This window comes from Massilia sp. X63, from assembly GCF_041023745.1.
Lineage (GTDB): Bacteria > Pseudomonadota > Gammaproteobacteria > Burkholderiales > Burkholderiaceae_D > Telluria.
Map to the genome: position 1 here is coordinate 34,819 of NZ_JBFTEF010000017.1, position 21,709 is coordinate 56,527.

A 21,709-nucleotide genomic window follows, 5' to 3' on the forward strand; every position below is an offset into this window, starting at 1 on the left:
GAGGTTCAAGGACCCTGCTCGGGAATCGGCCGAAGTACCAGAAACTGGTATGCCATTGCACCTGTGAAGGCGATGGCGGCGCCGGCCAGCAGTGCAGGGACGAAGGAATAGCTCTGTGCGATGTAGCCGGTGAAAATCGGCGCCAGCGCGCTGCCGATGAAGCCGCCAAAATTCTGGATCGCCCCCAGTGAAGCAATACGGCTGCGCGGCGCCACGACCGTGACCAGCGACCAGGAGCAGGCCGAGGCAGCATTGGCCAGGAAGATGACCACCGAGATGCAGGCAATGGCGAGCGTATTGCTCTCGACCAGCGCGGCCGGAATCGTGAACGCCACCATGCCCAGCATTGCCATCACGACCGCCGCACGGCGGCCGGCGATCACCGAGGATGCACGCCGGGTGATCTGGTCCGATGCCCAGCCGGCCACCAGTGCGCCGGCGAAGCCGCACAGGAAGGGAATCGTCGCCGCCACGCCAACGTAGGCCAGGTCCATGCCGCGTTCGGCACGCAGGTAGCCCGGCAACCAGGTCAGGTAGACCCAGTTCAGGTAGACCGAGCCGAAGAAGCCGAGCATCATGCCCCAGGTGGCGCGGTGCCGGAACAGGGCGCGCCAGGACGCGAAGCCCGCTTGCGGCGCCTCCTCCATGGTCTGGCCTTCGTCGAGGTAGGCCAGCTCCTCCTTGGACATCTGCCCGCGCACCGGGTCGCGGTACAGCATCAGCCAGACGACGGCCGCCACGAGACCGAGCGCACCGGTGATGAAGAACGCCCAATGCCAGCTGGTCGCAGCGATCAGGGGCGACAGGCACAGGGGCGCGAGCGCAAAGCCCAGCGGCGAGGCCGAGTTGTAGATGCCGGTCGGGGTACCGCGTGAACGGGTGGGAAACCAGTTGCTGACGACCCGCGCCGCCGATGGAAACTGCGGCGCCTCACCGATACCGAGCACGACCCGCGCGAGTACGAACCAGCCGAAGGTCGACACCAGTCCGCCTGCGGCCTGTGCCAGCGACCATACCACCAGGCCGGCGCCGAGCAGCCAGCGCGGGCCGATCTTGTCGACCAGTGCGCCGACCGGAAGCTGGCATAGCGCATAGCTCCACGAGAATGCCGACAACAGCAGGCCCATCTGGCCAAGCGAAAGACCGAGATCGGCGCGGATGAACTCGTTGGCGACGGAGAGGGTTGCGCGGTCGAGGTAGTTGATGACGCCGGTGACGACCAACAGCACCAGGGCGATGGTTTGGCGGCGGCGGATGCGGGGAGGAGTAATTCCGTGGGCAGGGATAACGTTCATGCCGAGATGCTATAACCGAAATTGAACTAGGGAAAGATATTTATATGAAGCCCAGTGGACACCTGGGGCTGTCTGTTGATCTACGTATCTTCCGCGCCTGACTCTTGCCAACGTCACCCTTATACAGTGAGGCAAGAATCACAATTCACCCCTTATAGCGGAGGCAAGAATGGCAAGTGACGCATACCTGAAGATCGAGGGTATCAACGGCGAGTCGGAAGACGAGCGGCACCGCAATTGGATCGAGGTAAGCAATGTCTTGTACGCGGTCCACCAGCCCAGAGCCGGGGTCCTATCGACAGCAGGAGGCCATACTACGGGCAGGGCTGACCTTTACCCAATTACCTTCAAGAAGCTGGCCGATACGTCGTCGCCGCTCCTCCTTCAGACCTGTGCAACTGGCAAGACTATCCCGAAAGCCATGTTTGAGTTCATGCGGGCTGATGGTGACGGCAAGGCAATCCCGTATTTTAGGATCGAGCTGGAAAACCTGATGATAGCGACCATGACGCCAGACAGCGGTGAGAGCGGAATCATCACCGAACGGGTTCAGCTAGCGTTCGCAAAAATCAAGTGGAACTATGTGAAGCAAAGCATTCGCGGAGGATCGCAGGGAAACACTTCTGGCGGTTGGGATTGTTCAGCCAATAAAGTCTGCTAACCGGAGGGGATATGTCCGAAGCCTACAACGGCGATGAAATGGTCGTCTGCCCACTCAAAGCGTCTGACTTCAAGCACACGTGCGCCGTTGTTGTATCTGGCGACGGCATCAATTTCTGTGGCCATGCTTTGCTTCACGTGGGAGACGGGTACTACTTTCACGTAGCGGGGAAAAACGATCTGCCGAAGTTCATGTCGGAGAGCGGATACATGCGATATTTAAGGGAAAACGGCAAGCGCGAGATTCGCCGCTGGATCGTCCACCTTCCGAACCCTGCCGGAGCGCACAAAAAACTGGAAGAACTACTAGCGAAGAAATGGCGGTGGCTAGTCTTGCCCAACAACTGTGCGTCTTTTGTGGAAGAGATCATGCAGGCGGGCGGCACCAACGCCGGCATGTACCTAAATTGCCCTTCAGCGGAGCCCTTCGCATGAAACACACATTCATCTCCCTTGTCATCGCCTTCTTGGTGGCCGTACTTGTCTATGTTGCGTTGCCTTCGCAAATGTATGTCGAAAAGGCACTTAACATCATCGTCCTTTCGTTCATCGGCTCGGCGGTCCTCACAGCACTGGTCTTGAGGCTACGCCGCCGTCGCCGCTAGTTGTTAGATGAAGTACTTGAAAACGACAAGGGCGCTCAGTCAGCGCCCTTGTCGTTTGCGGACTTGCCACGCAAAGACCTGGACTGCCCCTCTTGCCCAGGTAGATGGCGGTTTCAGTAACAGGTCGCCCTATGCGATGGCGCTGGCAAGGGCGAACGCTGGAACTGAGTAAAAAATACCTTCATCAAGAGATTGGAGAAACCGAATTTTTCGTGCTTTGCGAAGCTCTGACAGGTGCTACTGACGGGCTACTCGATTTTCTCTTCGAACTCATTCAGACGCTTCAGGACCGCTCGGTTCGTGGCGTATTTGCGCTTCAGGCGCTCAAGCTTGTTATCGGTGCCCATGCAGAGCTTGCGAATTTCGCGCTCGATTTTCTTCATGCGCTGTTCGTCCGGCGGGTCGGGCATCTCGCCCCGGAAGTGATCACATCCTTCACGCTGCTTTATATACTTGACGACATCGATGGGCAGCTTGTTTTCTGCCGCGGCTGCCGAACCAAGATTGAGGAAACATGCAGCAAGAACTGCTTTCATCATTGAAAGCATCGTTATGCTCCTATATCCGGCCAATGTGCATGGTTCCCGTCGCCGGCGGATGCGCCTTTGATGCCGTCGATTTTCAAATATGCGTCAAGTGCCACGCTGTGGTCTCCACATTGTTGATACCAAACCATTATTCTGGAACGGTACATCGCGGGGAGAAATGGCATTGCGCAGATAGTAACAACTCAATGACGCGCCTTTTGTCCGCGAGCAAAAAGTTTTCGCTCCCGGCCGGCCTGCTGCGATACCCGTCGAATCGGCGCGTACGTTTGCCTGAGGCAACCCAGCATTTCAGGGCTGAGTTGCTATAGTAAGACGTACCAGTAACCAGACGGAGCACGCATCCATGCGACTTCTTCAAAAAGCCGCCATCACACTCGGAGGGACCTTGCTTTCCACAATCGCAATCGCCGCGCCCGAACAGCAGGCAGCGGCCTTCATGGACATCTATTCCTCACACTGCCTGAAGTACCTGCACGATTTCGACGGCCTGCGCAAGCAGCTGGCGCCCCTGCCCCAGCTGCCCGCGGAGGCGGCGGCGATGTTCCTGCAGGGCGCCAAGGGCAGCGCCTGGTCGGTGCCGAGCAAGCACGGGCAGTTCGTGCTGGTGGTCCACTCGGACAAGAATTTGTGCGCGCTGTACGCCAAGACGGTGCCGGCCGCGACGGCCCAGGCGATGTTCGAGAAGGTGGTGGGCAAGGCGCCCGCGCCTTTCCGCGCCGAGCGCAAGCGCAATACCTCGGACAAGGGGCCGGACGGCGTGAAAAGCACCGTGGCCTATGAATGGAGCACCGACAAATCGCCGCGCAAGCCGCTGTTCGCGCTTACCACCACCACCAGCAAGAACAGCGTGGCGCAGGGCGTGGCCACCGCGGCCATCGGCCATTGATCTGCGGCGCCTGCTGCCGCCCACAGGAGCGGCAGCGCGGCCCTTCAGGTCAACGTGAGGGAAGCGCGATCTTGACGATGGCGTTGCCCGAGGTGGCGTAGAAATTTCCCTTGCCGTCGGTCGTCCGGCCGCGCAGGTTGGGGAAGCTGCCCGGCAGCGCGCCGGCGCCCAGCGTCGTCGCCTTCAGCTTGCCCGCAACCGTGCTCACCACGCCGGCAGGCGTGATCTTGCGGATCAGGTTGTTGATGTTGTCCGCCGCGTACACGTTGCCTTGCGGGTCGACCGTCAGCGCCACCACGTCTTCGAAGCGGGCGGCGGCGCCGGCGCCGTCGGCAGAGCCGCGCTGGCCCGCCGTGCCGGCCAGCAGGGTCAGCACGTTCTGGGTCACGATATTGGCGGCGTTGGTCCGGTTGATGGTCCCCGCATTTTCCACATACACGTTGTTGCTGCTGTCGGTCGCCACGCCACGCTGGACGAATGTCCGGGTGCCGAAGGTATCGCGCAGGGTCTCTTCGCCCTGCAGCATCGTCAGCGCGCCGTTGGCGGTAATCCGGCGCACGCTGTGGCCGTTGGCCACGATCAGGTCATCGCGGGCGTCCACCGCGATGCCGGCAATGTCGGCCAGCACCTCGCTGCGCCCGTCCACGTTGCTGCCCAGGCGGATCTCCGCCACCGTGCTCACCTGCCCTGCCGTGCCCACCCTGCGCACCAGGCGCTTGTCGCCGACGTACAGCACATTACCCGGACCGATCGCGAGCGCGACCGGATTGCTGAAGCGCGCCGCGCTGCCGGTGGCGTTGACGGTGCCGCTGCTGCCTGCGGAGCCGGCCAGCGTGGTGACGACGCCGGCAGAAGTGATCTTGCGGATGGTGTGGTTGCCGGTGTCGGCCACATACAGGTTGCCGGCGGCATCGATGGCGATGCCGCCCGGTCCATTGAAACGGGCGGCGCTGCCGGTGCCGTCCGCGCTGCCGGACGCGGTGGCGTCGCCGGCGACGATCGTGATGGCCGCGGGCGGCGCCGGCTTGTCGTCATCGTCGTCCTTGGGCGGGTGATCGCCGCATGCCGCCAGCAGCAGCATCAATGCCGATGCGCCCAGTACCCTGAGGCGCATCCGCCCCGCCTTCGCCGCCAGCTGCTTTTTCATGCGTCCGCCTCCGAAAATGATGGCCAAAATGCTAGCACGCGCCCGGCTTGCGCATGGCCCGGATTTCGATCTCACCCGCATAAAATGCGGCTTCGTGGGTGCATTCCCTGAGCTGGCGCAGCGAATTGTTTTGCTCCGGGAACTGATGTGTTCAAATAACCATTCTTTCAACGCACGTTTGGCGCGCTGGCCCGGCCCTCACTCACTGAACCAGAGAAAGACCACACATGCCCAGCCACGCCGGCGTCAAAGCACACCTCGGTGCGCTCCTGCGCGGCAGCAGCGACAGCGCCGGCCCTGTCCTGGCGCCGGTCTGCGCCACGCTCGAGCGTCCGGAAGGCGCGCGCCGCTACCTGCTTGCGGCGCCTCCGGCAGAAAAGCCCGGCACGCGCGCGCTGGTGCTGGTGCTGCATGGCGCGGGCGCCTCGGCGCAGCAGGTGCTGGGGCAGGCTTATCCTCCTTCGCCGCTGTCCGTGTGGCTGGAAATCGCGGCGCGCGAGCAGCTGGTCGTGATCGCGCCCGACGCCGGCAAGGGCGGCTGGAGCGATTGCTTCGCGTCGGATGCGCGCGTCGCCGTGAAGGACGACGCCGGTTTTATCGCGGCGCTGATCGACCATGCGGTGGCCCGGCACGGTGCCGACCCGGAGCGCGTCTATCTGATCGGGGTCTCGCGCGGGGGCTGGATGGTCTATAGGGCGGCGGTCGAGATCCCGCAGCGGCTGGCGGCCTTCTCGGTGGTGCTGGCCGGGATGCCGCTGCCCGGCCGCAGTCCGGCGCCCGCCGTGCCGCTGCCGGCGCTCGTCTTCGGCTGCACGGCCGATCCGCTGATCCCCTACCACGGCGGCAAGCACTGGTACGCGCCGCCGTTCATCGAACCGGTGCGTGGCATCGAGGACAGCGTTCACGCCTGGCGCGCGCTGGCGGGCCTGCCCGATACGCCGGAGGTCCTGCGACTCGCGGCCGGCGACCCGCGCGGCCGCACCAGGGTCACCCGCTACATGTGGGGCCAGGCGCCGGATGGCATGCAGGTCGGCCTGTACCGGATCGACGGCGCCGGCCACGCCGAGCCGAGCCGCCTGAAGCGCTATCCGCGCTTCATCAACTGGCTCACCGGCTTGCAGAACGCCGACCTGGAGGTGGCGGAAGCGGCCTGGGAATTCTTCCGCGCAAAGCGCGCCGGGCCGGCGGCGGCGATCACGGGCTGATCTCGGCGCCGCTCATCCGGTCGAGGAACTGCACCGAGGCGCGCTCGCTCATCACCAGCACCAGCTTCAGGCGCGCCCGCGTCATGCCGACGAACAGCTTGCGCAGGGTCAGTTCGTCCATCTCTTCGAAGTCGATCTCGGTGAAGATCAGGGCCGGCGCCGACTGGCCCTTGAAGCGGTACACCGACTCCGCCAGCAGGCCGCCCTCGCGGAACACCGGGTTGCCGAACAGGTCGTAGGCGCCGGTGAAGGAACGCAGCGTGTGTGCATCGCTCAGTTTATCGAGCTTGAGGATGGCCGACTTCTCTCGCCCGCGGAAGGAGCAGATCGCGATGTCCTGGCGCCCGAAGCCGGCGGCCAGGCAGGTCGTGACGGCACGCCGGGTCTGCGACAGCATGGCCTCGACGTCGCCTTCCGGGTAGGTGAGCTCCTCAATGTCGGCGCCCTTGAACGGGCTGCCCGCTTCCACCGGCTGGCTCACGGCGCCGATCGACCCTAACATCTGCACCACTTCGCGCGGGCTGCGGTAGTTGGTGTTCGAGTGCAGCACCACCCAGCCGGGCAGCGGCACCATCTCCTTGCCGTACAGGTTCTGGTCCGGGTCTTCCAGCCAGATGGCGCGCCCGCCTTCCCTGAGCATGCGCAGCACGATGTCGCGCCAGTTGGTCGTGAAGTCCTGGCCCTCGTCGACGATGACGACGTCGTACTGCCAGGTCTCGGGCAGGTCGGCTTCCACCAGCGCGCCTTCGATCTCGGCCCAGACGGTGGGCGAGCCGTAGTCGGGCGTCTTGCCCTGGGCGCGCAGCCAGGCGTCGCACAGCTCGTGGAAGTTGGCGACCCGTCCGCCACTGGGGACCAGGCGCTCGATGTGGTCGGCCAGCGGACGGTTGAAGCAGACGTAGAGCGGGCGCAGGCCGGCATCGATGGCGGCCGTGTATTCGGCCAGCGCCAGCTGGGTCTTGCCGCTGCCGGCGGTGCCCACCACGCGCAGGCGGAAGGGAGAAAACTCGAGCCGGCGCGCCCAGGTGGCCAGGCCGCCGGACAGGCGCGTGACCATGCTGGTGGCGCAGCCGATCATCGAGCTCGGGTCCGGGCGCAGGCTCAGGGTGTCGCCGAGGTAGCGCGTGACCCGGTCGAATTCCTCGCTGCGCTCGGTGATCGGCAGGATCTCGCGGATCTTGGCGCCCAGCCGGCCCTTGGTGGTGGCGTCGATGATGTGGCTGGGATCGATGCCGGCCTGCTGCGGGTCCTTCACGATGTAGTCGGGGCAGTACAGCAGGTAGTCGATCGACAGCTCGCCGTGGTAGCGCTTGGCGAAACCTTCGATGGTGTGCAGGATCTGGTGGCGGATCTTGCGCGGCTTGCCCTGGTAGTTCTTCACCAGGCCGTCCTTGCTCTCGTTGAGGAAGCCGGCGATCTGCTCGATGAGCAGCAGCCTGCCGTTCGGCGCCAGGATGATGAAGTCGATGTCGCCGTAGGCCGAGAAGCCGTGTTCGACATTGGTCCAGTGGACCCCGTGGTAGATCTCGTAGGGCGTGTCCGACAGGCGCTTCTCGAGGAGCGTCAGGGTTTCGATTTCACGCGCTGCGGAACCGGTGACGGACATCTCGCGCCAGCCGGCAGGATGGATATGGGCCATGGATCGTCGCTCACCTGTTCTTAGGATAGCAACATTGTAAAGCCGATCACGCTTGTTACCGGCACTGTTGAACGGGACGCCGGTTAGGCATATCCCCGCAACTCCACGGCAAACGCGCGCACCTGCGCGCATTTATCGGCCGCCGCCCTGGCGCACCAGCTACTCAAGGCTTCCATCAGCTGCTCTTCGCTGGCCAGCGAGCGGTGCCACAGTTGCGCCAGCTGCTCGCGCAGGGCCTGCACCCGGCGCAGGTAGTCGCTAGCCGCCAGCAGGCCGCCCAGCCGGCCCTGCTCGTCGCGGTCCAGGTAGCCGGGGTCGCGCATCAAGAGGCGCAGGGCCGATTTGCGGTCGAGGCCGGCGCCGAGGGGTTTGTTGGACATGATGGTGCGCAGCTCGCGCCGCCATGCCGGCTTGAGGCGGGCGTTCAGCGCCGCCATCACGCGCGCGCGGTTGGCCAGCACGGCGCGCAGGGTGGCGGCATCGACCGTCGCGTGGCGGTAGCGGATGCCCGGCGCCGCCGGCAGCGGCCGCGCCTGCGCCAGCCCCTGCAGCAGCCGGATGTACATCCAGCCGATGTCGAATTCGTACCATTTCACCGACAGCTTGGCCGAGGTGGCGAAGGTGTGGTGGTTGTTGTGCAGCTCTTCGCCGCCGATCAGGAGGCCGAGGGGGACGATGTTGGTCGCCGCTTCGGGGCAATCGAAATTGCGGTAGCCGATGGCGTGGCCGGCGCCGTTGATGACGCCCGCCGCCAGCACCGGGATCCACAGCATCTGGATGCCCCACACCGTCAGCCCGACGACGCCGAACAGGAGCACGTCGGCGACCAGCAGCAGGCCCACGCCCTGCCAGCTGAAGCGGCTGTAGAGGCGGCGTTCGATCCAGTCGTCCGGGCAGCCGGCCGCGTAGCGCGCGATGGCATCGATGTCCTGGCTGGCGGTGCGGTAGAGTTCGGCGCCGCGCAGCAGCACGGTGCGCAGGCCCACCTGGCGCGGGCTGTGCGGGTCTCCCGCGCGCTCGCAGTGCGCATGGTGGCGGCGGTGGATGGCAACCCATTCGCGCGTGACCATGCCGGTGGTGAGCCACAGCCAGAAGCGGAAGAAATGGGCGACGAGGGGATGCAGGGACAGCGCGCGGTGCGCCTGGTGGCGGTGCAGGTAGACGGTGACGGCGACGATGGTCACGTGCGTGGCCACCAGGGTGTAGGCGGCGATGGCAGGCGCGGAAGCGCCGCTCAGGCCATCTGCCAGGAAACGCAACAACTCGTCCATCGCATGCTCCCATTGTCGGCTGCGAGGTCCAAGTATGTGCGCTTCCCTTGCGGGAAGCGCACGCCTGCGTGGTACAGGCTAGCGCAGGATCAGCGGCGGCGCGGCGCCGGGCGCGGGCCCGAGGGACCACGGTTTTCAATGTGGCGGAAGGTGATGCGCGCCTTGTTCAGGTCGTACGGCGACATCTCGAGGGTGACACGGTCGCCCGCCAGGATGCGGATGTGGTTCTTCTTCATGCGGCCCGAGGTGTAAGCGATCAACTTGTGGCCGTTGTCGAGTTCAACGCGGAAACGCATTTCGGGCAGGATTTCGGAAACGAGCCCGTTCATTTCGATCAGTTCTTCTTTGGCCATGCAATTCTCCTAATGCTTGAATAAGGGCCCGCGCGGCGCACGGGTCAATGTAACGTCGGTCGCACCGCCCGGCGATGCTTGACGGAGCAGTGGATGGTGCTTGTGCTGGCCCGACCGTGGCCAGAGGGAAGAAAGCGCGCAGCCTGCGAGTTGCAAGGCGGATGCGGAGGCTTGGGCGGCGGCGTCGTGCATTGCTGCGCTGACGGCGCCGAAGGAAAGTCGGAAGCGCTGCTTCGACGACAATCCGCCAGTATACCAGTGATGGTGCTGTGCTGCAGAAATGGCTCCACATCCGACATTATTGCCCGGTTTCCATACTGTGCGCCTTGATGCCGGCCTGACGCCATCGACATCGCCGAAGGCGCTGCCGGCGCGGTTTCCAGACGGTCGTGCGGTTTCCGCACCGCACAAATTTATGCTTGACAGGCGGTCCACTCGTCTTTTAGAGTGGATCGCATGTCCTTCCGCCTGCATCTGTCGACTTTCCTACCTGCCGCCGGCGCGCTATCGCCGGCAGCCCTGCTACTACGCGCGTAAACCACGCCGTATGCCCCGGCTTCCCGGCCGGCCCAGCAAGCTTCAGGAAAGTTGTACCGATGTTCCAGATTCCGCTCCACACTCCGTCGTTCTTCGCCACCAGCACCCTGCTGGCGGTCGGCGCGCGCGCCCGCTTTCGCCTGCTGCTAAAACTACCGACCGGTTGCCGGGCCTAGCGTTCGTGGCCCGTCCGGCAGCCTGCCGCCACACCACCGCCCCCAGGGCCAGTCGTGTCACGCAACCAGGAGAAATGCAATGCTGAAGAACCCCGCCGCCAAATACCGTCCCTTCCCCGCCGTCCAGCTGCCTGATCGCCAATGGCCGAGCCGCGCCATCACACGCCCGCCGGTCTGGATGAGCACCGACCTGCGCGACGGTAACCAGGCCCTGATCGAGCCGATGAGCCCGGAGAAGAAGCTGCGTTTCTTCGAGATGCTGGTAAAAATCGGCATCAAGGAAATCGAGGTCGGCTTCCCGTCCGCTTCGCAGACCGACTTCGACTTCGTGCGCATGCTGGTCGAGGAAAACCGCATTCCCGACGACGTGAGCATCATCGTGCTGACCCAGGCGCGCGAGGAGCTGATCCGCCGCACCGTGGAATCGGCGGTGGGCGCCAAGCGCGCCATCGTCCACGTGTACAACTCGGTGGCGCCGGTGTTCCGCCGCGTGGTGTTCGGCATGGAGCGCGAAGAGATCGTGCAGATCGCCGTCAAGGGCACGCAGCTGATCAAGGAACTGGTGGCGCAGCATCCGCAGACCCAGTGGGGCCTGGAGTATTCCCCGGAATCCTTCTCCACCACCGAGCTCGATTTCTCGAAGCAGATCGTGGATGCCGTGAGCGCCGTGTGGCAGCCGACGCCCGCCAACCCGATGATCGTCAACCTGCCTTCCACCGTGGAAGCGAGCACGCCCAACGTCTATGCCGACCAGATCGAGTGGATGTGCCGCCACCTGGAGCGCCGCGAATCGCTGGTCATCAGCGTGCACCCGCACAACGACCGCGGCACTGCCGTGGCGGCGGCCGAACTGGCCGTGATGGCCGGCGCCGACCGGGTCGAGGGCTGCCTGTTCGGCAACGGCGAGCGCACCGGCAACGTCGACCTGGTGACCCTGGCCATGAACCTCTACACCCAGGGCATCGACCCGGGCCTGGACTTCTCGGACATCGACGCCGTGCGCCAGCTGGTGGAAGAGTGCAACCAGCTGCCGGTGCACCCGCGTCATCCGTATGCCGGCGACCTGGTGTTCACCGCCTTCTCGGGCTCGCACCAGGACGCCATCAAGAAGGGCTTCGCGGTGCAGAAGGCGGACGGCATCTGGGAAGTACCCTACCTGCCGATCGACCCGGCCGACCTGGGACGCAGCTACGACGCCGTCATCCGCGTCAACAGCCAGTCCGGCAAGGGCGGCATGGCCTACCTGCTGGCGCAGGAATACGGCCTGGAGCTGCCGCGCCGCCTGCAGATCGAGTTCTCGCGCGCGGTGCAGCGCATGGCCGACGAGACCGGCCGCGAGATCGCCGCAGCAAGCATCCACGCGCTGTTCGCGCGCGAGTACCTGGAACAGGACACTCCCTACGCTTACGTGGCCCACCGCATGACGGAGGATTCCGCGCACGGCGTGCAGATCGCGCTGGACGTCAGGCACCGCCACGTGCCGCAGGCGCTGGCCGGCAGCGGCAACGGTCCGATCGATGCCTTCGTGAACGCGCTCGGCCTGGACATCCGCGTGATGGACTACCACGAGCATGCGATCGGCCGCGGCGCCGATGCGCGCGCCGCCTGCTACGTCGAACTGCGGGTGGGCAGCGGCCAGACCCTGTTCGGCGTCGGCATCGACAGCAATATCGTGACGGCCTCGTTCCGCGCGGTGCTGTCAGCGGTGAACCGGCATGTCGCCATCGCCGGCAGCGCCGACACGGCGATCGCCGCCTGACGGTGCGCGGCCGGCGCGGACAGCCGCCGGCCTTGTTCCTGCGCAAGGACAACCGTTGCTTTAACGTCCCGTTCCTGCACGATGGGCGCAGCGGGGCTCTGCTGAAGCGCCGTGGACGGCTTGGCGCGATTGTTGAATAAATCGTAACAATACCGTCTTTCCAAGCCTGATAATCCGGGCGCTGTCAACGCGGGAGCGCCCGATGGACAAGGACTATAATCGGCCGCATTGTCATCGCAAGCGCCCGCGCCCATGTCTTACCGTCTCGCCATTTTCGACTTCGACGGCACGCTGGCCGATTCCTTCCCCTTCTTCATCAGCGTGTTCAACCAGATCGCCGACCTGCACGGCTTCCGGCGCGTGAGCGCGGCGCAGGCCCAGGACCTGCGCCACCACGATACCCGCAGCATCATGCGCCAGGTCGGCATGCCGGCCTGGAAGCTGCCGCTGGCCTCGCGCAGCTTCATCGGGCTGATGCGCGAGAACGCGGCGCGCATTCCGCTGTTCGACGGCGTCCAGGAAGCGCTGCACGGGCTCGACCGCGCCGGCGTGCGCCTGGCGATCGTCTCGTCGAATTCGGAACAGAACGTGCGGCTGGTGCTGGGCCCGCAGCTGAGCGCCCTGTTCGGGCACTACGAATGCGGGATGTCGGTGTTCGGCAAGGCCGGGCGGATCCGCAAGGTGGTCAGGCGCGCGGCGGTGCCGGCGGCGCATGCGCTGTACGTGGGCGACCAGGGGCTGGACGGCGAAGCCGCACGCCGTGCCGGCGTGGCCTTCGGTGCGGTGAGCTGGGGCTATGCGCCGATCGAGGCGCTGCGGCGGGTGGCGCCGGACCGCGAGTTCGGCACGCCGGCCGAGCTGCTGCACATCCTGCATCCGCCCCCGCCGGCTACTAACCCTTGACGCAGACCACCTGCTTGAGGGTGTGCACCACCTCGACCAGGTCGCGCTGCGCATGCATGACGGCCTCGATGTCCTTGTAGGCCATCGGGATCTCGTCGATCACGCCTTCGTCCTTGCGGCATTCCACGCCCTGCGTCGCGCGTTCGGCATCGGCCTTGGTGAAGCGGCGCTTGGCCTCGGTGCGGCTCATCACGCGCCCGGCGCCGTGGCTGCAGCTGTTGAAACTTTCGGGGTTGCCCTTGCCGCGCACGATAAAACTCTTCGCACCCATCGAACCCGGAATGATGCCGAGCTCGCCCTCACGCGCCGATACCGCGCCCTTGCGCGTCACGAACACGTCCTTGCCGAAGTGCTTCTCTTTCTGCACATAGTTGTGATGGCAATTGACGGCTTCCACATGCGTCTCGAAGGGTTTCGGGATCACCTCGCGCATCGCGCGGATCACGTTGTGCATCATCACTTCGCGGTTGATGCGCGCGAACTTCTGCGCCCAGCCGACCGCTTCGACGTAGTCGTCGTAGTGCTCGGTGCCTTCTTCGAGATAGGCCAGGTCCTGGTCCGGCAGGTTGACCATGTGGCGCCGCATGTCCTGGCGCGCCAGCTCGATGAAGTGGGTGCCGATGGCATTGCCGACGCCGCGCGAGCCGGAGTGCAGCATCACCCAGACGAAGCCCTCTTCGTCCAGGCAGACTTCGACGAAGTGATTGCCGCTGCCCAGGGTGCCAAGGTGCTTGTGGTGGTTGGTGCCGCGCAGCCTGGGGTACTTGCGGCAGATGGCGTCGAACTCGCCCTTGAGCCTGGCCCAGCCGGCATCGACCGGCGGCGGCGGCGTGTTCCAGGAGCCGAGGTCGCGGCCCTTGTGGTTGCGCGTCTTGGGCGACATGCCGTGCGGTACCGCCTGCTCGATGGCGCTGCGCAGGCCGGACAGGTTGTCGGGCAGGTCGGCCGCGCGCAAGCTGGTCTTGGCGGCCATCATGCCGCAGCCGATGTCCACCCCGACCGCCGCGGGAATCACCGCACCCAGGGTCGGGATCACGCTGCCGATGGTCGAGCCCTTGCCGACATGTACGTCCGGCATCACGGCGACGTGATGGAACACGAAAGGCAATTGCGCCAGCTTTTCCAGCTGTTCTTTCGCTGCCGGCTCGACCGGGACGCCCTGCGTCCACATCTTGACCAGCTTGCCGCCCTGCGGCGAGAGCAGTTCGATGCCCGATGGCGTCATGGTGTGATGCTGTTTCATGCGACCTATCTTCGCGCAAATCCACAAAGGCTGCTGCGCGCTTCGAATCAGGTGCGCGATCGGCACGCCGAGCCTGGGCACGGAATGCTGATGCCCCGGCCACGGTTGCGCCGGCACCATGCCCCTTCTATACTCCGTCAGGTCATGCACTCATGCATCAATTGACCACGGAACCACCATGCGCAAGCCCCTTATGCTGCTCGTCCCCTTGTTCGCCCCGCTGCTGCTGGCCGGCTGCGTCAACGACTCGGCCAGCTACCAGATCGAGGGAAAGGAGCACGCACTCACACTGCGCGTGGTACAGGATTATTTCTGGAGCAAGCATGCGACGCTGCGCCTGACCGCCGCCCGGCTGCCGGACTGCCAGCGCCAGATGGACCTGGGCGAGGTGTCCCTGTCGGGACTGGAGATCGAACTGTTCGCGAGCGGACCCAACGTGTACACGCTGCGCTCGGGCGAGGATGTGTGGCAGGTCGACACCCAGTCGTGCATCGAACTGGAGGCGCCGGAAGCGAAAGCCGTCACCGGCCAGGCACTGGGCAGCTTCCACCTCGGCGAGCACGACAAGCTGGTGTTCGAAGCCCCGGCGGCGCCCGGCGCAGAGTAAGGACAGGGCAACGTAGGAGAGCGCGGCCGGCGCAGGAGCCCGTCCACGCTTCCTGCGTGCGTTGGATTCCCCCGCACCGGCGCAGGTCGCGACCGCTGCGTTGCCGGCCGCGCTGACCTACCCGGACGCCGATCAGGGACGCAGCCAGCCGCGCCCGATCGGCACCGCCAGCACGCGGCGGTACACGCTTTCCATCAACGGCAGCAACTGTGCGCAGGCGGCCCGCAGCGCCGGCGTCTGCACCAGCCACGCCATCGCTGCCGATACCACCAGCGCACCGGCCATGTCCTTGGGCCAGTGCACGCCCAGGTAGACGCGCGACCAGGCCACCACCAGGGCCAGCGGCAGAAGCAGCCATCCGATCCGGCGCGCCTCCTGCACCTGGCTGAAGGCCAGCACCAGGGCCACCGAGAAGATACTGGTGGCATGGTCGCTTGGGAACGAGCTGTCCGCGTCATGCAGCAGGAAGGTCTGGCCGATCTCGAGGACGAAGGGGCGCGGGCTGTACCAGAAATGGCCGATCAGCCCGTTCAGGGTGAGCGCGCAGGCCGCTGCGATAAAGGCGCGCAGCGCGACCTCGCGTCCCGGGCCGCCTCCGAGCCACAGCATGACCAGCGACAGCGGCACCAGGAAGATCAGCCACTGGGCCGCGAACACGGCGCCCACCAGTTGCCAACCGGTGAGTCCGGCATGGGCGTTGAGGGTCGAAAACAGAATAAGGTTCAGGTGCTCGAACATGGCGCCGGCTCAAAAGATAAAAAATTGATAATTTTTCTCTTAGCTTAGCCGAGCTCAGCCGCCGCACATTTCGAGAAATGCAACAGATTGTGACAAACGTGTGTCGATCCGGCGCACGGCTGCCCCAGCTCAACGACGATTGAGCAGGCGTCGCAACTGATTCAGCTCCACCTCGCGCCCAGATCGCTCGAGCACGCTTTCCAGCAGGGTGCGGTCGCCGTCGCGCAGCATGGTCCACTGGGTGAAATACTCGTGCACGGTCCGCCAGGGCGGGAAACCCGGCGGCATGCTGCGCCAGGTGGCGCCGGTATGGAGGAAATACAGGACTGCGCAGAACACATCGTACAGGTCGTGCTTGCGCGGGCGGGTCTTGCGGCGCGCCGCTTCCAGCAGCCCACGTACGGACTCAAATTGCTCGCGAGAAATGTCGCTGGGATAGGCCGGACGTTCCATGGCGCGCCCTCCAAAAATAACTTGGAGGTGGGCGATCCGGAACAGGTTCCAAGGCAGGCCCGGCCATCATGCGACGGCCCGGCCCTTTGAAAGCCCTCGGCCAGCCGGCCGGAAGGCCTAGTCGCGCGCGAGCGCGAGGAACTCGGTGCGCAGCGCCAGGTTCGGCTGCAGTTCGCCCAGCAGGGCCGAGGTGATGGTTTCCTCGCCGATGGCGCGGATGCCGCGGCTTTCCATGCACATGTGGCGGCACTTGACGACCACGCCCACCGCCTTCGGTTCCAGCACTTCCATCAGCGCGTTGGCGATCTGGATCGTCATGCGTTCCTGCACCTGCAGGCGCTTGGAGAAGATGTCGACCAGTCGGGTCAGCTTCGACAGGCCGACGATCTTTCCGTTCGGCAGGTAGCCGACCGTGGCCTTGCCGAAGAAGGGCGCCAGGTGGTGCTCGCAGTGGCTGTAGACCGGGATGCCGCGCACCACGATCAGTTCGTTGTATTCCTCGGCGCCATCCTCGAAGGCCTTGAGCACTTCGACCGGATCCTGGTCATAGCCCGAGGTCCAGTGTTTCCAGGCCTTCGCCACGCGATGCGGCGTCTCCTGCAGGCCCGGACGTTCAGGATCCTCGCCCAGGCTGGCCAGAAGGCGGCGCCAGTCGTGCTCGGTGAAAGCTTCTTTGTCAGACATGGTGAACCTTAAAAAATCGATTGCCGCAAGTATATAGAAAATGCGCGCAGGGTACCGGGCGCTGCCAGCTTGTTGAGCAAAGATAATGTATTCAAAAACGGGACAGGTAAGGTGGCAGGTGGTCCTGTCCTGGGAGATCGCCATGTTCGGCAGCACGGTCCTCGAAGTCGCCATCGGCCTGACATTTTGCTACGGCACCCTGGCGCTGGTCGTCAGTACCTTGCAGGAGGCGCTGGCGGCGGCCTTCAGCCTGCGCGCCAACATGCTGCTCGACGCCATCAAGCGCATGCTGGACGATCCGCGCTGCGAGGCGCTGGCGCAGAGCCTGTACGACCATCCGCTGGTCAATCCGCACGGCAGCGCGCACGGCAGGCGTCCGCTTTCAGTGCGGCCATCGTACATCGAACCGGCGCACTTCGCGATCGCGCTGCTCGATTCGCTGCGCAGCAACCCGGCCATTCCGCTGCAGGCGGCAATCGAGGCCCTGCCCGACGAGCAGGTGAAACGCGTACTGCTGGCGCTGTACCGCCAGTCCAGCGGCGACCTGCTGCGCTTCCAGGAAGGCGTCGCCGGGTGGTTCAACAGCGCCATGGAGCGCCTGTCCGGCGTCTACAAGCGGCGCCAGCTCCTGATTTCCTTCCTGCTGGCGCTGCTGCTCACCATCCTGCTCAACATCGACAGCATCCACCTGTTCCAGACGTTGTGGCAGAACCCGGCGCTGGCGGCGCAGATCAAGGCGGCCCCGACGGCGCTCGACGCCGAAGCCCTGCGCCAGCTGTGGGCCATGCCGATCGGCTGGAGCAGCTTCCCGCCGCATCTCGACAGCGCCTTCGCACTGCAGGCGGCGGGCTGGATGATCACCGCCGGCACCACCCTGTTCGGCGCGCCGTTCTGGTTCGACCTGCTGCAGCGCGCGGTCCAGCTGCGCAGCACCGGGGCCAAGCCCCAGGCCCAGCCGCAGGCCGCGCTGCGCAGCACGCCGGAGAACCTGCCGGCGCAGTCCTGAACCTGCGTACTCAGCGTCCCGGCGGGCGGTGCGCGTCGACCAGCACGCTGGACACCGACATGTGCGGCACCCGTTCGGGCCACTCGTCGTCCGGCCCGAACCAGCGCGCCTCGGAAATTTCCGACGTGTCCACCTTGATTTCTCCATCCAGGTAGTCGGCCGTAAAGGCCAGCATCAGCGAATGCGGGAAGGGCCAGGACTGGCTCGCGAAATAGCGCAGGTTGTGCACCCGCAGCCCCACCTCTTCGTAGACCTCGCGGTGGATCGCCTCCTCCACCGACTCGCCGGCCTCCAGGAAGCCGGCCAGCGGCACGAAGCGCTTGGTCGGCGAGGCCAGGTGCATGGCCAGCAGCACGCTGTCGCCCTTCTTGATCAGCACCATCATGGCCGGCGAGATGCGCGGGTAGGCCATGTGGCCGCACTGCACGCACTTGTAGCAGCGCTCGCCGGCGGCCAGCACGGTGCCGCTGCCGCAGGCCCCGCAGAAGCGGTGGGTGCGCGCCCATTCCGCGACCTGGGCGGCGCGTGCCGCCAGGCCCAGCAGGGCCTCGTCCATTTCCGCGAACAGCGAGCGCAGGCCGCGCAAGGCATAGCCCGGCGGCAGCGCGGGTTCGCTGTCGAACCAGCCGGCCTCGCAGTAGCGCTCGCCATACAGGCCGAGCGGCTGCAGGCGCTCGCGGTCGACCTCGAGCCGGTCGAGCGTGGCGGCGTCGGGCAGCGCCAGGTCGTGCTCGCGCACCAGCAGCCTGCCGCCGTGGAACAGGAAACTCAGGGGCGCCGGATCGGGGCGGGGTGCGAACAGCGGGAGGAAGGAAACAGGGGTCTGGAGCATGGTTGGATGCATGTGGACGAACAGGACAATGACCCGATCATACCGCCTTTCGCGCCAGCGTTCTTCCACCCGCATGAAGGCTTTTCCTCTGCGCTGATGCGGCGTGCAGATTCCCGCAAACGGAGTGAACTAATCGCTGCTCATCAGGCTCCAAGTTGGGCTCTTCGCTGCATCGGACCCGAACAAGGAGAACACGATGGACGATACCCCAGTTGTGCTTGGCATTAACCGGACCCAGGACGCCAGCATCTGCCTCATGCACGGCTCGCACCTGGACTGGGCCATCCAGAAAGAACGGCTCACGCGCCACAAGCACCACTGGGGCAAGCCCGGCGACCTGCGCGAGCACTACCTGCCCCGGCTGCCCGGGCTCGAGCGTCCGATCGACATCGTGGTCGAATGCTTTTCGTCCGACGAAGAAATCCGCAGCCTGCCCGCGTACGAGGAAGAACTTGCCGCCACGCTGACGCTGGCCCACGGCAGCCGGCGCGCGCGCATCTCGCACCACCTGGCGCACCTGTACAGCGTCAACGGCAAGGACGAGCCCATCGTCGAGACGCCCTTCGAGGCCGTCGCCGCCTTCCGGCGGATGCCCCTGCACGCACTGGCCATCCCGCCCTTCCTCGTTACCAAGCGCAGCGAACCGGAGCTGCCGGCATGATCCATGCCTATCCCGGGCGCCCGAGCGTGCAGGAAGGCGATACCCTGAACCTGCACGTCTCGGGCGACGAACTGCGCTTTCGCATCGCCATCTACCGCTGGGAGCACGGGCTGGTGCCCGTACGGGTGGATGGTGCGCAGCGCGGCGGCTGGCTGCACGCCGAACACCTGCCAGAAGGCCGCGCCGACGAAGACTGGCAATGGCCGCCCTACCCGATCGAAACAGGACACGACTGGCCGTCGGGGGTCTACCTGATCCACCTCGAAACGCCGCGCGGCGGCGAGCTGCGCCTGTCCGCCGATTCCGCGGCCGCCCTGTTCGTCGTGCGCGCCCGGGCCAGCAAGCCGATCCTCTACAAGCTGCCGGTCGCTACCTGGCATGCCTATAACTGCTCCGGCGGCGGCTGCTTCTATGCCAATCCGCCCCGTTCGGCGCAACCGCCCGGCGCGCGCGTGTCGCTGCGCAGGCCGGGCGGCGGCATCGGCGGCGCCACCTGGGGCGCCGCCGACCACTACGACCTGCGCTCGCCACGCCAGACCTTTGCCCACTGGGACGCACGCTTCATCCGCTGGCTCGCGCGCACCGGCTATGCGGCCGATTTCTGCACCGACCTCGACATCCACGCGCAGCCGTCCCTGCTGCACGACTACCGGCTCCTGATCAGCGTCGGCCACGACGAATACTGGACCGAGGACACGCGCAACGCGGTGGAAGACTTCGTGGCCGATGGCGGCAACCTGGCGCTGTTCGGCGCCAACCTGTGCTGGTGGCGCACCCACCTGGTCGACGACGCGACAGCCATGGTGTGCCACCAGGGCGGCAAGCACGGCGCCTGGGATCACTGGTGGCCCGCCAGCGGCGCCGGACGGCCGGAAGACGCCCTGAGCGGCGCGAGCGACCGCCATGGCGGCGGCTGGTGGGACGGCCCGCGCGAGACCCGCGGCTTCATCGTCCAGCAGCCCGACCACTGGACTTTCGCCGGTACCGGCCTGGGCCGGGGCGATGCGCTCGGCGCCGACACCTGGCCGCCGCTGCCCGGCTACGAATGCGACGGCGTGCCGGTCGATCACATCGGGCAGGACGGCATTGCCACCCTGCCGGCATGGCGCGATGAAGCCGGCACGCCGGACGGCTACCAGCTGCTGGCGGCCTGTCCGCTCGACCAGCGCTGGCAGGAGTTGCCGCCGCGCGAGCGCCACCGCGCCGGCGAAGGCATCCATGTGGCGGCAATGGGCATGTTCCGGCGTGGCGGCACCGTGTTCTCAGCAGGCACGACCGACTGGGCCCAGGTGCTGGGCGATGGGCGCGACCGCAGGGTCGAACGCATCACACGCAACGTGCTCGACCGTTTATGCCGGACCTGAATGGAGAACACATGAGTCGCCGACCCTTCCTGCAGCGCCACGATATCCGCCATGTGATCGTGTTCCGCGCCCTCCAGTTGGGGGACATGCTCTGTGCCGTGCCGGCCCTGCGCGCGCTGCGCGCGGCCTTGCCGGACGCCGGCATCGTGCTGACTGGCCTGCCCTGGGCCGCACAGTTCGCGCAGCGCTTCGACGCCTACCTGAACGAGTTCATCCCCTTCCCGGGCCACCCGCTGCTGCCCGAACAGGCGGTCCGCCACGACGCGCTGACCGGCTACTATGCCGCGATCTGCGAGCGCGGATTCGACCTCGCGCTGCAGCTACACGGCAGCGGCGACGTGACCAACCACGTGGTCGCCGGCTTCGGCGCCAAGACGATGGCCGGCTTCACCCGTGGCGAGGCCAGCCAGAGCGACCGGACGCTATTCGTTCCCTACCCCGAGAACGGTGCGGAACCGGAACGGCTGCTGGCCCTGCCAGACCGGCTGGGCGCACCGATCACTGGCGCCCAGCTCGAATTCCCGCTGCGGCGCGAGGACATCGACGAACTCGAGACCAGCAAGCTGGCGCCCGATCTCGAGCCCGGCCACTACATCTGCATCCACCCGGGCGCGCGCAAGCGCGACAAATGCTGGCCGCCGGAACGCTTCGCGGAAGTGGCCGACCAGCTCAAGGACGAATTCGGCTTCGATACCGTCCTGACCGGCTCGGCCGACGAAGCGCCGCTGGCACGTGCGGTGGCCGAACATATGCGCACCCCGGCGATCGAGGCGGCAGCCCCCATCTCGATCGGCGCCATGGCGGCACTGATGAGCCGCTCGCGGCTGCTGATCTGCAACGACACCGGCGTCTCGCACATCGCCGCCGGACTGGGGCTGAACAGCGTGGTGGTGTTCAGCAAGGCGGATATTGCGCGCTGGGCGCCGGCCGACCGGCTGCGCCACCGCTGCATCTGGGATCCAGCCGCCGAACGCGCTGCCGTCGTCCTCCAGCACGCGCGCGCCCTGCTCGCGGGAACGGAACCGAGCGGACAACGTGCGGCGGGGATGTGGCCCTACTGGTAGTGCATACGGCGCTGCTGACGGACCGGCGCACTGCCGTCGGGCTGCCGATCGCGTGGCGGCGCCGGCATGTCGA

At 65.9% G+C, this 21,709-nt stretch carries 22 protein-coding genes and 1 pseudogene; 12 read left to right on the plus strand and 11 right to left on the minus strand.

Annotated features, from left to right (window positions below; genetic code table 11):
- Positions 1-5 precede the first annotated feature (5 nt).
- Positions 6-1,295: an MFS transporter gene (locus AB3347_RS23095; RefSeq protein ID WP_369094056.1), complete on the minus strand. Its 1,290-nt coding sequence runs from the start codon at positions 1,293-1,295 to the stop codon at positions 6-8.
- A 169-nt stretch (positions 1,296-1,464) separates the two neighbouring features.
- Here AB3347_RS23095 and AB3347_RS23100 point away from each other — a divergent pair, with 169 nt between their 5' ends.
- The 3 genes from AB3347_RS23100 to AB3347_RS23110 are packed head-to-tail and all read left to right on the plus strand — an operon-like array spanning position 1,465 to position 2,560.
- Positions 1,465-1,956 (plus strand): Hcp family type VI secretion system effector, encoded by a 492-nt coding sequence (locus tag AB3347_RS23100; RefSeq protein ID WP_369094057.1) that lies wholly within the window; start codon positions 1,465-1,467, stop codon positions 1,954-1,956.
- An 11-nt stretch (positions 1,957-1,967) separates the two neighbouring features.
- On the plus strand, positions 1,968-2,390 hold the full coding sequence (locus AB3347_RS23105; RefSeq protein ID WP_369094058.1) for a hypothetical protein: 423 nt from the start codon (positions 1,968-1,970) through the stop codon (positions 2,388-2,390).
- Entirely contained in the window at positions 2,387-2,560 is a 174-nt protein-coding gene (locus AB3347_RS23110; protein WP_369094059.1) for a hypothetical protein, read from the plus strand. Before AB3347_RS23105 ends, AB3347_RS23110 begins: the two co-directional genes overlap by 4 nt.
- 248 nt (positions 2,561-2,808) lie before the next feature.
- Here the strand turns inward: AB3347_RS23110 and AB3347_RS23115 are convergent, their stop codons facing one another.
- A complete protein-coding gene (locus AB3347_RS23115; RefSeq protein ID WP_369094060.1) occupies positions 2,809-3,108 on the minus strand; it encodes a hypothetical protein in 300 nt (99 codons plus the stop codon).
- A gap of 385 nt (positions 3,109-3,493) precedes the next feature.
- Here AB3347_RS23115 and AB3347_RS23120 point away from each other — a divergent pair, with 385 nt between their 5' ends.
- Positions 3,494-3,994: a hypothetical protein gene (locus AB3347_RS23120; protein ID WP_369094061.1), complete on the plus strand. Its 501-nt coding sequence runs from the start codon at positions 3,494-3,496 to the stop codon at positions 3,992-3,994.
- A 49-nt stretch (positions 3,995-4,043) separates the two neighbouring features.
- Here AB3347_RS23120 and AB3347_RS23125 read toward each other — a convergent pair whose 3' ends face one another.
- Positions 4,044-5,141, minus strand: coding sequence for a hypothetical protein (locus AB3347_RS23125; protein WP_369094062.1), 1,098 nt, complete (start codon positions 5,139-5,141; stop codon positions 4,044-4,046).
- A 227-nt stretch (positions 5,142-5,368) separates the two neighbouring features.
- Here AB3347_RS23125 and AB3347_RS23130 point away from each other — a divergent pair, with 227 nt between their 5' ends.
- Entirely contained in the window at positions 5,369-6,346 is a 978-nt protein-coding gene (locus AB3347_RS23130) for a PHB depolymerase family esterase (RefSeq protein WP_369094063.1), read from the plus strand.
- Here AB3347_RS23130 and AB3347_RS23135 read toward each other — a convergent pair.
- The 3 genes from AB3347_RS23135 to infA all read right to left on the minus strand — a co-directional run bounded on the left by AB3347_RS23135 (position 6,336) and on the right by infA (position 9,609).
- Entirely contained in the window at positions 6,336-7,985 is a 1,650-nt protein-coding gene (locus tag AB3347_RS23135) for an ATP-binding domain-containing protein (protein WP_369094064.1), read from the minus strand. The two genes, AB3347_RS23130 and AB3347_RS23135, sit on opposite strands and share 11 nt — an antisense overlap.
- Positions 7,986-8,068: 83 nt before the next feature.
- On the minus strand, positions 8,069-9,256 hold the full coding sequence (locus AB3347_RS23140; RefSeq protein ID WP_369094065.1) for a fatty acid desaturase: 1,188 nt from the start codon (positions 9,254-9,256) through the stop codon (positions 8,069-8,071).
- Between the two features lie 89 nt (positions 9,257-9,345).
- A complete protein-coding gene (infA, locus tag AB3347_RS23145; protein WP_027867080.1) occupies positions 9,346-9,609 on the minus strand; it encodes a translation initiation factor IF-1 in 264 nt (87 codons plus the stop codon).
- A 792-nt stretch (positions 9,610-10,401) separates the two neighbouring features.
- Here infA and leuA point away from each other — a divergent pair.
- Both leuA and AB3347_RS23155 read left to right on the plus strand, forming a co-directional pair.
- Positions 10,402-12,081: a 2-isopropylmalate synthase gene (gene leuA, locus AB3347_RS23150; protein ID WP_369094066.1), complete on the plus strand. Its 1,680-nt coding sequence runs from the start codon at positions 10,402-10,404 to the stop codon at positions 12,079-12,081.
- 252 nt (positions 12,082-12,333) lie between these two features.
- Entirely contained in the window at positions 12,334-12,984 is a 651-nt protein-coding gene (locus tag AB3347_RS23155; RefSeq protein ID WP_369094067.1) for an HAD hydrolase-like protein, read from the plus strand.
- On the opposite strand, the gene AB3347_RS23160 is transcribed toward AB3347_RS23155, so the two are convergent.
- Entirely contained in the window at positions 12,974-14,209 is a 1,236-nt protein-coding gene (locus AB3347_RS23160; RefSeq protein ID WP_369094108.1) for an RtcB family protein, read from the minus strand. The genes AB3347_RS23155 and AB3347_RS23160 overlap by 11 nt on opposite strands.
- Positions 14,210-14,405: 196 nt before the next feature.
- Between AB3347_RS23160 and AB3347_RS23165 the strand changes: the two genes are divergently transcribed.
- Positions 14,406-14,834: a hypothetical protein gene (locus AB3347_RS23165; RefSeq protein ID WP_369094068.1), complete on the plus strand. Its 429-nt coding sequence runs from the start codon at positions 14,406-14,408 to the stop codon at positions 14,832-14,834.
- A 132-nt stretch (positions 14,835-14,966) separates the two neighbouring features.
- On the opposite strand, the gene AB3347_RS23170 is transcribed toward AB3347_RS23165, so the two are convergent.
- From AB3347_RS23170 to folE, 3 genes and pseudogenes are all read right to left on the minus strand, one after another.
- Entirely contained in the window at positions 14,967-15,572 is a 606-nt protein-coding gene (locus tag AB3347_RS23170) for a phosphatase PAP2 family protein (protein WP_369094069.1), read from the minus strand.
- A gap of 180 nt (positions 15,573-15,752) precedes the next feature.
- Positions 15,753-16,025 (minus strand): annotated as a pseudogene (locus AB3347_RS23175) (transposase); the annotation flags it as partial.
- A gap of 117 nt (positions 16,026-16,142) precedes the next feature.
- Positions 16,143-16,709, minus strand: coding sequence for a GTP cyclohydrolase I FolE (gene folE / locus AB3347_RS23180; protein ID WP_369094070.1), 567 nt, complete (start codon positions 16,707-16,709; stop codon positions 16,143-16,145).
- Between the two features lie 85 nt (positions 16,710-16,794).
- Between folE and AB3347_RS23185 the strand changes: the two genes are divergently transcribed.
- Positions 16,795-17,715 carry a hypothetical protein gene (locus tag AB3347_RS23185; RefSeq protein WP_369094071.1) on the plus strand — a complete coding sequence of 307 codons (921 nt, stop codon included), beginning with the start codon at positions 16,795-16,797 and terminating at the stop codon, positions 17,713-17,715.
- A 10-nt stretch (positions 17,716-17,725) separates the two neighbouring features.
- Here AB3347_RS23185 and nudC read toward each other — a convergent pair whose 3' ends face one another.
- Positions 17,726-18,547, minus strand: coding sequence for an NAD(+) diphosphatase (nudC, locus tag AB3347_RS23190; RefSeq protein WP_369094072.1), 822 nt, complete (start codon positions 18,545-18,547; stop codon positions 17,726-17,728).
- Positions 18,548-18,743: 196 nt separating this feature from the next.
- Between nudC and AB3347_RS23195 the strand changes: the two genes are divergently transcribed.
- From AB3347_RS23195 to AB3347_RS23205, 3 genes are read left to right on the plus strand one after another with little or no spacing between them, the layout of a single operon-like run.
- Entirely contained in the window at positions 18,744-19,208 is a 465-nt protein-coding gene (locus AB3347_RS23195; RefSeq protein ID WP_369094073.1) for a hypothetical protein, read from the plus strand.
- Positions 19,205-20,572, plus strand: a complete 1,368-nt coding sequence (locus tag AB3347_RS23200) for a N,N-dimethylformamidase beta subunit family domain-containing protein (RefSeq protein WP_369094074.1) — start codon at positions 19,205-19,207, stop codon at positions 20,570-20,572. The genes AB3347_RS23195 and AB3347_RS23200 overlap by 4 nt, the downstream gene beginning before the upstream one ends.
- 11 nt (positions 20,573-20,583) lie before the next feature.
- On the plus strand, positions 20,584-21,636 hold the full coding sequence (locus AB3347_RS23205; RefSeq protein ID WP_369094075.1) for a glycosyltransferase family 9 protein: 1,053 nt from the start codon (positions 20,584-20,586) through the stop codon (positions 21,634-21,636).
- Positions 21,637-21,709: the final 73 nt, after the last annotated feature.